The organism is Ruegeria sp. A5, from assembly GCF_056543005.1.
On the sequence record NZ_JBQGAV010000001.1, the window covers coordinates 533,915 to 548,027 of the forward strand.

Annotated in this window: 13 protein-coding genes; 8 read left to right on the top strand and 5 right to left on the bottom strand. The window is 56.5% G+C overall.

Going from position 1 to position 14,113, the window contains the following annotated elements; genetic code table 11:
• Positions 1 to 8: 8 nt before the first annotated feature.
• Positions 9 to 1,379, bottom strand: coding sequence for a class II 3-deoxy-7-phosphoheptulonate synthase (locus ACR0AY_RS02725; protein ID WP_170393056.1), 1,371 nt, complete (start codon positions 1,377 to 1,379; stop codon positions 9 to 11).
• A gap of 169 nt (positions 1,380 to 1,548) precedes the next feature.
• Here ACR0AY_RS02725 and ACR0AY_RS02730 point away from each other — a divergent pair, with 169 nt between their 5' ends.
• On the top strand, positions 1,549 to 2,553 hold the full coding sequence (locus tag ACR0AY_RS02730) for a GlxA family transcriptional regulator (RefSeq protein ID WP_170393055.1): 1,005 nt from the start codon (positions 1,549 to 1,551) through the stop codon (positions 2,551 to 2,553).
• Positions 2,554 to 2,573: 20 nt separating this feature from the next.
• Here ACR0AY_RS02730 and ACR0AY_RS02735 read toward each other — a convergent pair whose 3' ends face one another.
• Both ACR0AY_RS02735 and ACR0AY_RS02740 read right to left on the bottom strand, forming a co-directional pair.
• Positions 2,574 to 3,101, bottom strand: a complete 528-nt coding sequence (locus ACR0AY_RS02735) for a GNAT family N-acetyltransferase (protein ID WP_170509868.1) — start codon at positions 3,099 to 3,101, stop codon at positions 2,574 to 2,576.
• Positions 3,102 to 3,189: 88 nt separating this feature from the next.
• Positions 3,190 to 4,284: a PQQ-dependent sugar dehydrogenase gene (locus ACR0AY_RS02740; RefSeq protein WP_170509864.1), complete on the bottom strand. Its 1,095-nt coding sequence runs from the start codon at positions 4,282 to 4,284 to the stop codon at positions 3,190 to 3,192.
• Between the two features lie 171 nt (positions 4,285 to 4,455).
• Between ACR0AY_RS02740 and ACR0AY_RS02745 the strand changes: the two genes are divergently transcribed.
• The 6 genes from ACR0AY_RS02745 to ACR0AY_RS02770 all read left to right on the top strand — a co-directional run bounded on the left by ACR0AY_RS02745 (position 4,456) and on the right by ACR0AY_RS02770 (position 10,224).
• Positions 4,456 to 5,637 carry an ABC transporter substrate-binding protein gene (locus ACR0AY_RS02745; protein WP_170509860.1) on the top strand — a complete coding sequence of 394 codons (1,182 nt, stop codon included), beginning with the start codon at positions 4,456 to 4,458 and terminating at the stop codon, positions 5,635 to 5,637.
• Between the two features lie 125 nt (positions 5,638 to 5,762).
• Entirely contained in the window at positions 5,763 to 6,551 is a 789-nt protein-coding gene (locus ACR0AY_RS02750) for an ABC transporter ATP-binding protein (RefSeq protein WP_170393051.1), read from the top strand.
• The gene (locus tag ACR0AY_RS02755; protein WP_170509856.1) at positions 6,548 to 7,378 is read left to right on the top strand and encodes an ABC transporter ATP-binding protein; all 831 of its coding nucleotides are present in this window, start codon (positions 6,548 to 6,550) and stop codon (positions 7,376 to 7,378) included. Before ACR0AY_RS02750 ends, ACR0AY_RS02755 begins: the two co-directional genes overlap by 4 nt.
• 85 nt (positions 7,379 to 7,463) lie before the next feature.
• The gene (locus tag ACR0AY_RS02760) at positions 7,464 to 8,474 is read left to right on the top strand and encodes a branched-chain amino acid ABC transporter permease (RefSeq protein ID WP_170393049.1); all 1,011 of its coding nucleotides are present in this window, start codon (positions 7,464 to 7,466) and stop codon (positions 8,472 to 8,474) included.
• Positions 8,471 to 9,784, top strand: a complete 1,314-nt coding sequence (locus ACR0AY_RS02765) for a branched-chain amino acid ABC transporter permease (protein ID WP_170509854.1) — start codon at positions 8,471 to 8,473, stop codon at positions 9,782 to 9,784. The genes ACR0AY_RS02760 and ACR0AY_RS02765 overlap by 4 nt, the downstream gene beginning before the upstream one ends.
• Before the next feature lie 227 nt (positions 9,785 to 10,011).
• Positions 10,012 to 10,224: a hypothetical protein gene (locus ACR0AY_RS02770; protein ID WP_480438555.1), complete on the top strand. Its 213-nt coding sequence runs from the start codon at positions 10,012 to 10,014 to the stop codon at positions 10,222 to 10,224.
• A gap of 45 nt (positions 10,225 to 10,269) precedes the next feature.
• Here the strand turns inward: ACR0AY_RS02770 and ACR0AY_RS02775 are convergent, their stop codons facing one another.
• Entirely contained in the window at positions 10,270 to 11,817 is a 1,548-nt protein-coding gene (locus ACR0AY_RS02775) for a helicase HerA-like domain-containing protein (protein ID WP_170509852.1), read from the bottom strand.
• 443 nt (positions 11,818 to 12,260) lie between these two features.
• Here ACR0AY_RS02775 and ACR0AY_RS02780 point away from each other — a divergent pair, with 443 nt between their 5' ends.
• Positions 12,261 to 12,848 (top strand): invasion associated locus B family protein, encoded by a 588-nt coding sequence (locus tag ACR0AY_RS02780; protein ID WP_170509849.1) that lies wholly within the window; start codon positions 12,261 to 12,263, stop codon positions 12,846 to 12,848.
• Between the two features lie 52 nt (positions 12,849 to 12,900).
• On the opposite strand, the gene ACR0AY_RS02785 is transcribed toward ACR0AY_RS02780, so the two are convergent.
• On the bottom strand, positions 12,901 to 14,109 hold the full coding sequence (locus ACR0AY_RS02785; protein WP_170509846.1) for a beta-ketoacyl-[acyl-carrier-protein] synthase family protein: 1,209 nt from the start codon (positions 14,107 to 14,109) through the stop codon (positions 12,901 to 12,903).
• Positions 14,110 to 14,113: the final 4 nt, after the last annotated feature.

Consider the following 14,113-nt stretch of genomic DNA (forward strand, 5'->3'; position numbering starts at 1 on the left):
ATTCGAAGTCAGCTTGCAGCGCGCTTGCTGCGGTCACGACGTAGGTTGGTCAGTTCTTCCGCGACAAGGAATGCAAGTTCCAGCGACTGCGAAGCGTTCAGGCGCGGGTCACAAGCTGTGTGATAGCGATCCGAAAGATCCTCTTCGGTCACCGCGCGCACACCTCCGGTGCATTCGGTGACATCCAGCCCTGTCATCTCGAAATGAACGCCACCGGGGATCGTGCCTTCAGCCTGATGTACGCCAAAGAAATCGCGTACTTCGCGCAGCACGGAATCAAACGGCCGGGTCTTGTAGCCGGTTGCGGATTTGATCGTGTTGCCATGCATCGGATCGCAGACCCAAGTAACCTGTGCGCCCTCTTCCTTTACGGCTTTGACCAGACGCGGCAGATGCTCACCCGCTTTACCTGCACCAAAGCGCGCGATCAGAGTCAGACGCCCCTCTTCGTTTTCGGGATTCAACTTGGACATCAGAACCTTGAGGTCTTCGGCACTGGTTGTCGGGCCACATTTCAGACCAATCGGGTTCAGAACACCCCGGCAGAACTCGACATGCGCACCGTCGGGCTGACGGGTCCGATCGCCGATCCAGATCATGTGCCCGGAACCGGCCAACCAATTGCCCGAGGTCGAATCCAGACGGGTCAACGCCTCTTCGTACTCAAGCAACAGGCTCTCGTGGCTGGTGTAAAACTCCACCGATGAGAATTCGTGGGTGGTGTCGGCGGTGATGCCAGCAGCCCCCATGAAGTCAATCGAATCCTGAATGCGGTCGGCGATCTCAGAGTATTTCTGAACGTCTTGCCCGTCGGCAAAACCCAGCGTCCACGAATGCACGTGGCTCATATCCGCAAAACCACCGGTCGAGAACGCCCGCAGCAGATTCAGTGTTGCCGCCGCCTGTGTATAGGCCTGAAGCATCTTGTCGGGATTCGGAATACGTGCCTCGGGTGTAAAGGCCAGCTCATTGATGATGTCACCGCGGTAGCTGGGCAGCTCCACACCGTCCACAACCTCGGTCGGCGCACTGCGCGGTTTTGCGAACTGGCCCGCCATGCGGCCAACTTTAACCACGGGAACCTTGGCGCCGTAGGTTAGCACCATTGCCATCTGCAGCATCACCTTGAACGTGTCACGGATCGCATCCGCGCTGAACTGCTCAAAGCTTTCAGCGCAATCCCCGCCTTGCAACAGGAACGCTTCGCCACGACCCGCGGCTCCCAGATGCTGCTTCAGCCGTCGCGCTTCACCCGCAAAAACCAGCGGGGGATACTGCGAAAGCTGCGCCTCGACTTTGGCCAGCGCGGCCGCGTCGGTATAGTCTGGCATCTGAACCCGGGGCTTGTTGCGCCAGTTCGTTTTTTGCCATTCAGTCATAGCTTTTATCTCCGCTGAAGTATTTCAGGTGGCCTCTATACAAAATGCATGAATGAGAGGCCATATCCCTTTTGCGCCTCTTGACGCCATAATCAAGCTTTGAGCATGGTGACTGGCATATCCGCCACCGTGGAAATCCCGGTGCGCGCCGAATCAAGGACAGTTCGCCATGCAAGAGCAACGCCAAGTTGTCACTGTGGATCATAGCACAGGCAAGCCGCATAACTTTGTATTTGTGCTTTTGGACAAGTTTTCCCTTTTGTCATTCGCTTCGGCTTTGGACAGTCTGCGGATCGCCAATCGAATGGCCAACCGAGAGCTTTATACCTGGACCTTGACGGGCGAAGGCGGTGAAACAGTGACTTGTTCAGCCGGAACTTCTTTCAATCTTGATTCTGATCTGACCGAATTGCAGCGTGACGACGTCGTCCTGATCTGCGGGGGGGTCGATGTACAAGCGGCAACCACCAAGCGCATTCTGAACTGGGTACGTCGCGAAGCGCGTAAAGGGTTGAAAATCGGCGGTCTTTGCACCGCGGCCTATACGCTGGCCAAAGCCGGTTTGCTGGAAGGCAAGCGCGCAACGATCCATTGGGAAAACTCAGACAGTTTTGCCGAAGAATTCGACACAGTAGAGCTGACCAAGTCGGTGTTTTTGGTTGATGGCAACCGAATGACAACTGCTGGCGGCACATCCTCGATTGACCTGATGCTCAAGCTGATTGCCGAAGACTACGGAGAAGATCTGGCCAACGCGGTCGCTGATCAGATGATCTATTCTTCGATACGTACGGATCAGGACACGCAACGTTTGTCGACACCTACACGGATCGGCGTGCGCCACCCCAAGCTCAGTCAGGTTATCCTGATGATGGAAAAGAACATAGAAGAGCCAATCTCGCCTTCTATTCTAGCCAAGGACGTAGGCATGTCGACGCGCCAGCTAGAACGTCTGTTCCGCCGCTATCTCAGCCGCTCGCCCAAGCGCTACTACATGGAGCTGCGCCTGCATAAAGCGCGGAACTTGCTGATGCAGACCGATATGAGCGTCATCAATGTGGCGCTGGCTTGCGGCTTTGCCAGCCCGTCGCATTTCTCCAAATGCTACCGGGCGCATTACAACACCACGCCTTATCGCGAACGCGGTGCACAGAGCGGTCGGTTGTCTGTTTGATTCACGGCCGCAGGGAAACCTTACAAATCTTTCGCAAAGTAGTGCAGGTGCGGCCGTAACATCGGTTGATCCAAATAGGTCGTGGTTTCGATTGGTGAGTCCAGTTCAACAAAACCAAGTTTGGGGTACAGGTCGCGCATTTCGACATTCGGTGTAAGCGTATCGGCGATGAGGCGTTTCAAACCCATATCACGCGCGGCCTGTTCCCGGGCTTCGATCAAGGCACGCCCGGCACCGGTCCCCCGTGCCTCATCGGTCACAAAAACCCGCTTAAGTTCTCCGGTTTGGTGATCAAATCGTTTCAGCATCCCACATCCAATGATGTCTCCGGCATCGTTTCGCGCCACCACAAGACATCCATTCGGGGGTAGGTAATCCTCTGTATGCGCCCAAAACTCCGCCAATGCGCTTTCGGGGGCTGCTGGATCAATCTCAAAGCCCATATCCTGCATTCGTTGCACGATAAGCGCATAATATTGTGCCAGGATCGTATTCAGTTCGCGCTTTGGCGGCATTGTTTCACAAAGCTCGATTACAAAATCACACATTCAAATCTCCCGATCACCCTGAAGCCTGGAATAGATACACCGTGACCGAATGGCATAGAAGCAAACGCCCTAACCCCGTTTAATACCGTCAGAGGGGCGTCATTCGGTAAACCGCGCCTTGCCCGACGGAAATGAACCAGATCGACCCATCTGGTGCTTCGGCGATGTCGCGAACACGTTCGGTCTCGGGGCCTTCGATCTGCTCAGCCTCACGCAGTGGATCGCCCGCCAAACGTGCAATGTAGTCGAATTTCAAAGAGCCAACGAACAGATTCCCCTTCCATTCCGGCCAAAGTTTCCCGGAATAGACCATCAAGCCAGAGGGTGCGATGGAAGGATCCCAATAATGCTCGGGCTGTTCCATCCCTTTTTTCGATGTGCCTTCGCCGATTTTCTGACCAGAATAGTGAACGCCATAAGAAATCACCGGCCAGCCATAGTTGGCACCGGGTCTGATCAGATTGACCTCATCCCCGCCTTTTGCCCCGTGTTCCGAAACCCATAACCGACCTTGCTGATCCAAATTGGCACCCTGAGGGTTTCTGTGACCAAACGACCAGATCTCGGGGCGGACACCGGGATTGCCCACAAACGGGTTATCACTGGGAACTGAACCATCACGGTTGATCCGAATGACCGTACCCATGTGGTTCGATCGATCTTGTGCAGCCGGGCGATCACCCCGGTCACCGATAGTGACGAACAACGTGCCATCATTCGCTTCAACGACACGAGAGCCAAAGTGGCGCCCGCCGGAGCCACCGGGAGAGGCCTCGAATATCACGCGTAGATTGGTCAGACGTTCTCCGTTTTCCGATAAACGAGCGACAGCGACAGCGGTGCCTGCACCGCCGGATTGCGGTTTTGAGAATGTCAGGAAAAGCTCGCGGGTCCGATTGAAATCCCACGCGATGGTGACATCAAGCAAACCGCCTTGTCCGTTTGCAGCCACCTTAGGCAGGCCTTCGACACGCTTTGCCTCACCTTCGGCAACAAACAAAAGTTCGCCATCTCGTTCAGTGACAACGAAGCTGCCGTCAGGAAGAATGCCAATCGCCCATGGTGTATCGAGGCCTCTGACGACCTGGGTTACCTGAACCGGCCCACTGGCTGTCTCGATCACATCGGACCAGCCGGCGATCGACCAGCACGACAGAATGAGAATCGCAAAAGTCCTGAACATATCTGCCCTATTCCCCAGTGGTACGTTGTAACGAACTAGCCTAGCCTAACAAAACAGATAGGATCGCTGCATTCAAAAGCACTTTTTTGTTAGGACTTTTCTTTTCTGAACAGCTTGCCTAGGGTCGTGCCCAGAACGACGACGTTCAAACGATAAATAGGGAGTAACTTAATGAAAAAGCTGCTTACAGCTACTGCAGCAATCGCTCTGCTGGCGGGCACCGCGATGGCCGACGATGTAAAGCTGGGTGTTCTGTTTGGCTTTACCGGCCCGATTGAATCGCTGGCCCCGGCCATGGGTTCGGGTGCCGAGTTGGCGATGGCCGAAGTCACCGAATCGGGCAAGCTGCTGGACGGAGCATCCGTCACCGGAACCCGCGCCGACACCGGCTGTATCGACAATGGTCTGGCCACATCGAACGGCGAACGTATGATCGCCGATGGCGTCGCCGGTATCATCGGCGGCGACTGCTCGGGCGTCACTGGCGCGATCCTGCAGAACGTCGCGATCCCGAACGGCATGGTCATGATCTCGCCGTCGGCCACGTCTCCGGGTCTGTCGACCATGGAAGACAACGGCCTGTTCTTCCGCACCGCCCCGTCGGATGCGCGTGAAGGTCAGGTGATGGCTGACATCCTGAACGATCGTGGCATCAGCTCGATCGCGCTGACCTACACCAACAACGACTATGGCAAGGGTCTGGCGGATGCGATCCAGTCCTCGTTCGAGGCATCGGGTGGCGAGGTGACCATCGTTGCCGCGCACGAAGACGGCAAAGCCGACTACTCGGCTGAAGTGGGCGCGCTGGCCTCGGCCGGTGGCGATATTCTGGTCGTTGCCGGCTATCTGGATCAGGGTGGTCTGGGCATCATCCAGTCGGCGCTGGACAGCGGCGCGTTTGATACATTCGGTCTGCCCGGCGGCATGATCGGTGACTCGCTGCCGACAAACGTTGGTCCCGACCTGAACGGCTCGTTCGGTCAGATCGCTGGCTCGGGCGGTGAAGGTGCCGAGAAGTACTTTGCCATGGCTGAAGCTGCGGGCTTTGACGGTTCGTCGCCCTACTCGCCGGAAAGCTATGACGCCGCCGCGCTGTTCATGCTGGCGATGCAGGCCGCAGGTTCGACCAACCCCGCTGAATACGGCGCGAAAATCATGGATGTCGCCAATGCTCCGGGTGAGCAAATCTTCCCCGGAGAACTGGCTAAAGGTCTGGAGCTGTTGGCTGCCGGTCAGGACATCGATTATGTCGGCGCATCGGGCGTTGAGCTGATCGGCCCTGGCGAAAGCGCAGGTTCCTATCGCGAGATCGAGGTGACCGACGGCGAAAACAAGACCGTCAACTTCCGTTGATCCAAGGTTAAAAGTCATAAAAACAAGCAGCCCGGCCCTTGTGCCCGGGCTGTTTCAATGAAAAAAGGCCGCACTCCGGTTAACGGGGATGGTAAAAACGCCGAAAACGGCGGCTAGGGGAAAAGATGATCGTCGTCGATGACGTGCACAAGCATTTCGGCGGGTTTCATGCGGTGGACGGGGCATCGCTGGAAATCCAAAAGGGCTCGATCACCGGTCTGATCGGACCGAACGGGGCCGGAAAAACCACGCTATTCAACGTGATCGCGGGCGTACTTCCACCGACCAGCGGTAAGGTACACATGGACGGTGAGGATATCACTGGCCTGCCCCCGCACGAGCTGTTTCATAAGGGCCTGCTGCGCACCTTCCAGATCGCGCATGAGTTTTCGTCGATGAGCTGCCGTGAAAACCTGATGATGGTGCCCGGCGCACAATCCGGGGAATCGCTGTGGAACACATGGTTCGGGCGTAAGCGTATCGCGGATGAGGAACGCGCACTTAGGGCGAAAGCCGATGAGGTGCTGGAATTCCTGACAATCGAACATCTGGCCGATCACAAGGCCGGTCAGGTCTCGGGCGGTCAGAAGAAGCTGCTGGAACTTGGCCGAACCATGATGGTCGATGCCAAGATCGTGTTTTTGGACGAGGTCGGCGCTGGTGTGAACCGCACCCTCCTGATGACCATCGCCGACACGATCCTGCGCCTGAACAAGGAACGCGGCTATACCTTCGTCGTTATCGAGCACGACATGGATTTCATCGGCAAGATTTGCGACCCGGTCATTTGCATGGCCGAGGGCAAGGTGCTTGCCGAAGGTACTCTGGACGAGATCAAGGCCAATGAGCACGTGATCGAAGCTTATCTGGGCACCGGCCTGAAGAACAAAGACAAGCTGGAGGCGGGCGCATGAGCGACAACCCCTACCAGGACGACAAGGGCAACAAGGACGCTTCGATCACCAATACGCATGGTGTCGGCACCATGACTCCAGCACATCGCAAAAGCGGTGAAACGCATCGGGTCGAGGGCGGTCCTTTCCTGATTGGCGACACCATGACTGGTGGCTATGGCAAAGGGCCGGACATCCTGCATGACTGCACCATCGCCGTTGATAAGGGCGAGATCGCGGTGATCGTCGGCCCCAACGGCGCGGGCAAATCCACCGCAATGAAGGCTGTGTTTGGCATGCTGGACGTACGCCAAGGGTCTGTGCGGCTGGATGGCGAAGATATCACAAATCTCAGCCCGCAAGACCGCGTGGTACGCGGCATGGGCTTTGTCCCGCAGACCTCGAACATTTTTACGTCGATGACGGTGGAAGAGAACCTTGAGATGGGCGCCTTCATCCGTCGTGACGATTTCTCGGATACGATGGAGCAGGTCTATGACCTCTTCCCCATTCTCCGCGACAAACGCAATCAGGCCGCCGGAGAGCTGTCAGGCGGCCAACGCCAACAGGTTGCCGTGGGCCGCGCGCTGATGACCCAGCCCAAGGTGCTGATGCTGGACGAACCCACCGCGGGTGTCTCACCCATCGTAATGGATGAGCTGTTTGACCGGATCATCGAGGTTTCCCGAACCGGGCTGCCGATCTTGATGGTCGAGCAAAACGCCCGTCAGGCGCTCGAGATCGCCGACAAGGGATATGTGCTGGTTCAGGGGCGCAATGCCTATACCGGCACGGGCAAGGAACTGCTGGCCGATCCAGAAGTTCGCAAGAGTTTCTTGGGGGGATGACGCCAGTGACAGCTACTCTCGTGTTTGATCACTCTGAAATCAGGTCGAAAAGACGTACGAACTTGGAAAATGAGGTAACGAACTAATGGACTTCCTCAACGCCCTTGTGGCGCTCTCCAACTTCGTTCTTGTTCCCGCAATCGCCTATGGCAGTCAGTTGGCGCTGGGCGCTTTGGGGGTGACGCTGATCTACGGCATCCTGCGGTTTTCGAACTTTGCCCATGGCGATACGATGGCCTTTGGCGCGATGATCGCGGTGCTGGTCACTTGGGGCCTGCAAGCCGCAGGCGTCAGTTTCGGGCCGTTGCCAACGGCTCTGCTCGCCCTGCCCTTTGCCATTCTGGGCTGTATCGTTCTGGTGCTGATCACCGACCGGTTGGTCTATCGCTTCTATCGGGAACAGAAGGCCAAGCCTGTCATTCTGGTGATCGTCTCGATGGGCGTGATGTTCATCATGAACGGGCTGGTTCGTTTCATCATCGGTCCGGATGACCAGAGGTTCTCAGACGGAGCGCGTTTCATCGTCTCGGCGCGAGATTTCAAGGCGATGACTGGGCTGCGTGAAGGGCTGGCAATCAAGACCTCCCAGGGCATCACGGTGATCGTCGCGGTTGTCGCCGTGGCGCTGTTGTTCTGGTTCCTGAACAAAACGCGCACCGGCAAATCAATGCGGGCCTATTCTGACAATGAGGATCTTGCGTTGCTGTCCGGTATCAACCCCGAGCGCGTGGTGATGATCACATGGATCATCGTTGCCGCGCTGGCGACCACTGCGGGCGTGCTTTACGGCCTCGACAAAAGCTTCAAGCCATTTGTCTATTTCCAGCTTTTGCTGCCGATCTTTGCCTCGGCTATCGTGGGTGGCCTCGGAAACCCTCTGGGAGCTATCGCGGGCGGTTTCATCATCGCGTTTTCTGAGGTGACGATCACCTACGCGTGGAAGAAAGTGCTCACCTATCTGGCACCTGAAAATCTGGAGCCGTCAGGTTTGGTGCAGTTCCTGTCCACCGATTACAAATTCGCTGTCAGCTTTGCCATTTTGCTGATCGTACTTCTGTTTAAGCCAACCGGCTTGTTCAAAGGAAAAGTGATATGAGCGAGCCAGTCAAAAACACGCTGCTTTTTGTGGTCGTCGGCGCACTCATCCTGTTGACCGGATTCACCCAAAGCTGGAACGCCGCAATCCTGATCCTGAACATGGGCTTGATCTCGGCCATCATGTCGATTGGCGTCAACCTGCAATGGGGCTTTGCTGGCCTCTTCAACGTTGGTGTCATGGGCTTTGTAGCGCTGGGCGGGCTGGCGGTTGTGCTGGTCTCGACACCCCCAACCCCCGGCGCCTGGTCTGGTGGAGGATATGGCGTCATCCTGTCGCTTTTGATGGGCGCGGCAACCGTGGTTGCAGCTGTGATGGTGGCCCAAAAAATGCCCAAGGGACGCCCACAAACCTTTGCAATCATCGGTATTCTGGTCGTAGGTTTTTTTGTTTACCGCGCAATTTTTGATCCCAACGTAGCTGCGATCGAAGCGATTGATCCTGCTGTCGCAGGTAATATCGGCGGTTTGAACCTTCCTGTCCTATTCGCTTGGCCTGCCGGGGGACTTTTGGCGGCGGGCGCAGCATGGCTGATCGGAAAAACGGCGCTGGGCCTGCGCTCGGACTATTTGGCAATTGCCACACTTGGTATCGCCGAGATCATCATCGCCGTCATGAAAAACGAGGACTGGCTGGCACGTGGGGTCAAGAACGTCTACGGCATTCCACGCCCCTCACCGGTGGTTGGCTACGAAGTTGAATTGCAGCAAGACCCAACTTTCCTTGCAAGGGCCGAGTGGTTCGGGCTGGATCCGGTTACTGCCTCGACGCTTTCCGTCAAGCTGGGCTACTCTTTGCTGTTCCTGATCGTGCTACTGGTGCTGCTGTGGATGGCTCAGATGGCGTTGAAAAGCCCTTGGGGCCGCATGATGCGCGCCATCCGCGACAACGAGGTTGCCGCCGAGGCGATGGGCAAGGATGTCACCCGCCGCCATCTACAGATCTTTGTTCTGGGCTCAGCCATCTGCGGCATCGCCGGTGCGATGATGACCACTTTGGACGGGCAGCTGACGCCGGGCACTTACAACCCGCTTCGCTTTACCTTCCTTGTCTGGGTCATGGTGATCGTCGGCGGGTCGGGCAACAATTTCGGAGCCGTACTGGGAGCGTTCCTGATCTGGTTCCTGTGGGTTCAGGTTGAACCCATGGGCCTGTGGCTGATGAACCTGATAACCTCAGGCATGCCTGACGGCAGCGCACTTAAGACGCATCTGATAGATAGCGCCGCACATATGCGCCTGTTCACCATGGGGCTGATTCTTTTGATTGTTCTCAGATTCAGTCCAAGAGGGCTGATCCCCGAGAAATAAGCAAAATTTCTTGCGAAATTCCCCTAACGCACCGTTAATCGGTGCGTTTTATTGTGCGGCGAGTCAGAACGCTCTAAATCGGTGTATCGTGATCCACCACATCGCGCTGTGCCCCATACCATGTTTGTTTGGTGCGGAGTTGTAACGATCTGACAGTTAACCAAGATGAGAGCACCGTAGTCGCAATGATTAAACCACTCAGAGTTTTCGCAATCGGGATCCCGCTGATGGCAACGCTATCAGCGTGTATTCCCTCACCCGAACAGTTGGAGACCACCCCGGTCAAGGTCCAGACGCCCAAAGGAGTTGTGACCTGTCAGCTTTACCGCCAGGACCGCGTCACCTGGGACCGCGCAATCGATTTTCCGGCCACCAAAATGTCGGTGCCCGAGGCGGATAATTATTGCAGACAGGAAGGCCTGCGCCGGCTTAATCGATAACAATATGGGCGCGCGACTGGTTCGGCGCGCGCTGCGCTCCGGATTCTATCGATTGCGGAACAAGCCGCCCAGTATGCCCCTGACGATGCGGCGGCCAGTTGTTCCTTTCAGCTCTTTGATCACGGCCTCGCTCATGGCCGTGGCGAAGGTATCCTTTTTGCGCGAAAGACGAGATGACGATCGCCCAACGCGGTTGCCCGAATACCTTCGGGCCGAGGCGTATTCGCGTTCTGCCGGGCTCTGCTGTTCCAGAACTTCGTCGGATTCCGCCTGTTCCGCCGCATTCGCAGCGGCATCCGCGCGCGCCTGCAGAATCTCAAACGCCGATTTGCGGTCGATACGCTTGCCGTATTTTGCATCCATCGGCGAAGCTTTGATCACCGACTGACGCTCAGCTTTGGTAATCGGACCAAGTTGGGAGCCCGGTGGCCGGATCAAAGTGCGCTCGACCACGCCCGGTACACCCTTCTTTTGCAGCATCGACGTCACGGCCTCGCCCACGCCCACCTCTCGGATTGCGGTCTCAGTATCGAAAGCTGGGTTTTCACGATAGGTCTCAGCAGCAAGTCGCAGATTCTTGCGGTCGCGCGCTGTGAAGGCCCGCAGCGCATGTTGGACCCGGTTGCCCAGCTGACCCAGAATATCTTCCGGGATGTCCGCCGGATTCTGCGAGATGAAATAAACGCCAACGCCCTTTGATCGGATCAGGCGCGCCACCTGCTCGACCTTGTCCACCAGCACTTTGGGGGCGTCCTCGAACAGCAAGTGCGCTTCATCAAAGAAGAACACCAGTTTCGGTTTTTCAGGGTCCCCCACTTCGGGCAGTTCTTCAAACAATTCGCTAAGCAGCCACAACAGGAAAGTCGCGTACAGACGCGGAGAGCCCATCAGCTTGTCAGAGGCCAGAATGTTCACCATCCCTTGCCCGTTCGCATCTGTCCGCATCAGGTCGGCCAGGTCCAACGCAGGCTCGCCAAACAGATTGGTACCGCCCTGATTTTCCAGAACCAGCAAGCGGCGTTGAATAGCACCGATCGAAGATGTCGAGACATTGCCATAGCGCAGCGATAGTTGGGCACGTTTCTCGCCTATCCAGACCAGCAATGCCTGCAGGTCTTTCAGGTCAAGCAGCGGCATGCCTTCTTCGTCTGCGACCCGAAAGGCGATGTTCAGAATGCCTTCCTGCGCCTCGCTCAGCTCCATCAGTCGCGATAGTAGCAGTGGGCCCATCTCTGTCACTGTGGTTCGGACCGGATGCCCCTGCTCGCCAAACAGATCCCAGAACGTGACTGGACACGCGGCGTAAGAGAATGTGCCGAACCCGATCTTCTCGGCCCGATCCAAAAAAGCCTGGTGTAATTTGTGGGTTTCGCTTCCAGGCAGCGCCAGCCCAGACAAGTCACCTTTCACATCGGCCAGAAACACTGGAACCCCCGCCTGTGAGAAGCCTTCAGCCAGAATTTGCAGCGTAACCGTTTTGCCCGTACCGGTCGCACCAGCAATCAGGCCATGGCGGTTCGCATATTTCAGCGACAGCCCCTGTGCCACTGAATAGCCGTCGCCACCACCGCCTACGAAGATCTTGTTGTCCATTGAAAATCTGTCCCGAATTCTACCGATCTGCTGCAAGCATACAAAGTTAACCTTTCGCTGCGAGAGTAAATGTTGCTTCTCGTGGCTTGGCTGCGGGGGCAAACTTCCTCCCTGTCGACTGGCCGTGCCTTTGGGCACGGCTTTTTTTTTTAATTTCTACGAAAACCGAAAGACGCAAGAATAGTTTTTTAGGGTTAGGAGTTGACCAACGGGTTCCCCTTTCGTAACGTCTGCGCATAACTAAGTCGGCCAGTCCGACGGGGAGAAAATATTCAGGAAGGGAGCCGCTCCACCGGCTCCCTTTTTCGTTGCAGATCGCGGTGTTTCCCACGCATTTCGGCAAAAAACGATCAATTCACGGTCTGGAATTCGGATTTACCCTGACACCACTGAATTGCGGTGATAGAGGAAACAAAAAACTGGATCAGTTAGATGAGGCATTCATGATCAGGAAACTTGTCCCTTTTAATGTGGCGGCCGCAGCACTGTTGTGCGGAACAGCATTTGCGCAGGAAACCACACAGCAACCTGAAGCCGAAGTTGGCAGCGATCTGGATCTGGGTGAATCTGGTCCCCGTGTTGGCGAGCAATACGTCAAAGAACAAACGGGTGAATGGAATATTTCCTGCATCAAAACCGAAGGCGAAGACGATCCCTGCGCGATGGTTCAGATCCTGAATAACCAACAGGGTGATCCGATTGCTGAAGTTTCGATCGGAAAACTGCCCGAAGGCGGTGCCGCTGTTGCTTGGGCGAATGTTGTAGTACCGCTCGAAACCCTGCTGCAGGCGCAATTGGCTATGTCGATCGATGGGGCACCGCGCAAGCTTTACAATTATCACCACTGCATTCCGGTTGGCTGTGTGGCGCAACTGGGTTTGACACAGGGTGATATCGACGCGATGAAATCAGGCCAAAAGGCAGTGCTGTCGCTGGTTCCTGCGCGCCTGCCAGATCAGGTTCTGAATATGGACATGTCTTTGTCTGGCTTCACAGCAGGCTTTGACGGACTGAACGTTTCCATAAACTAAGCCCCGCAAAAGCATCGAATAAGAAAGCCGCCGTGATTACACGGCGGCTTCTTCATATACGCTTCAACGCAAGAACGGCGTTCAGCCCACCAAAGGCGAAAGCATTGCTAAGGGCGACATTAACTTTCGCCTCACGCGACTCGTTTGGCACCACATCCAGCGCGCATTCGGGGTCGGGCTCTTCATAGCCAATGGTCGGGGCGATCACCCCGTCGCGCAGGGCCATGATACAGGCTAATAGCTCAACTGCCCCGGTACCGCCGATCAAGTGACCGTGCATGGACTTTGTTGACGAAATCATCAGATCGTCGGCGTGCGGACCAAACACACCAGCAACGGCTGCGCATTCGGTTTTGTCATTTGCAGCCGTGCCGGTCCCATGGGCATTTATGTAACCCACATCGCATGCATTCAGCCGTGCATCCGATAACGCCCCGGCCATGGCCCGTGCTGCCCCTTGTTTGCTGGGCATAACTATGTCGGCCGCGTCCGAGGACATGGCGAATCCCACGACCTCGCACAGGATATCTGCTCCGCGCGCGCGCGCGTGTTCGTATTCTTCGAACACAAAAACACCCGCACCTTCGCCTTGCACCATCCCGTTTCGGTTTGCGCTAAAGGGCCGACAGGCATCTTTTGACATGACGCGAAGCCCTTCCCATGCCTTGACGCCCCCAAAGCACAGCATTGACTCCGAGCCACCGGTCACCATTGCGGGCGCTGCCCCGCTGCGCACCATCTGAAATGCCTGCGCCATCGCATGGTTCGAAGACGCACACGCTGTTGATACTGTAAAGCTAGGGCCTTTGAGGTTGTGCTCCATCGAAACGTGGCTGGCCGCCGCGTTGTTCATCAGCTTGGGCACGACAAAAGGATGCACGCGATTTTTACCATCCTCGTAAACCGAGCGGTAGTTGTCATCCCAGGTGGAGACGCCACCACCGGCCGTTCCCAGCACCACCCCCGACCGCGCGGCTGTGTCACCCGAGAATACGATACCGGATTGATCGATCGCTTCTTTGGCGGCGGTTAACGTGAACTGCGTGAACCGATCATACAGCGTCATCTGTTGGCGGTTGAAACGGCCCTCGGCCTCAAAACCCCGGACTTGACCGCCGATCTTGATCGACAGGCGATCCACATCACGAAACTCAAGCTCGGAGATACCACAACGACCCTCGCGCATGGCTTCCAGAGTGTCGGGGACGGAATGGCCCAACGCGTTAATGGTGCCAGCACCCGTAATGACGACGCGTTTCATACCA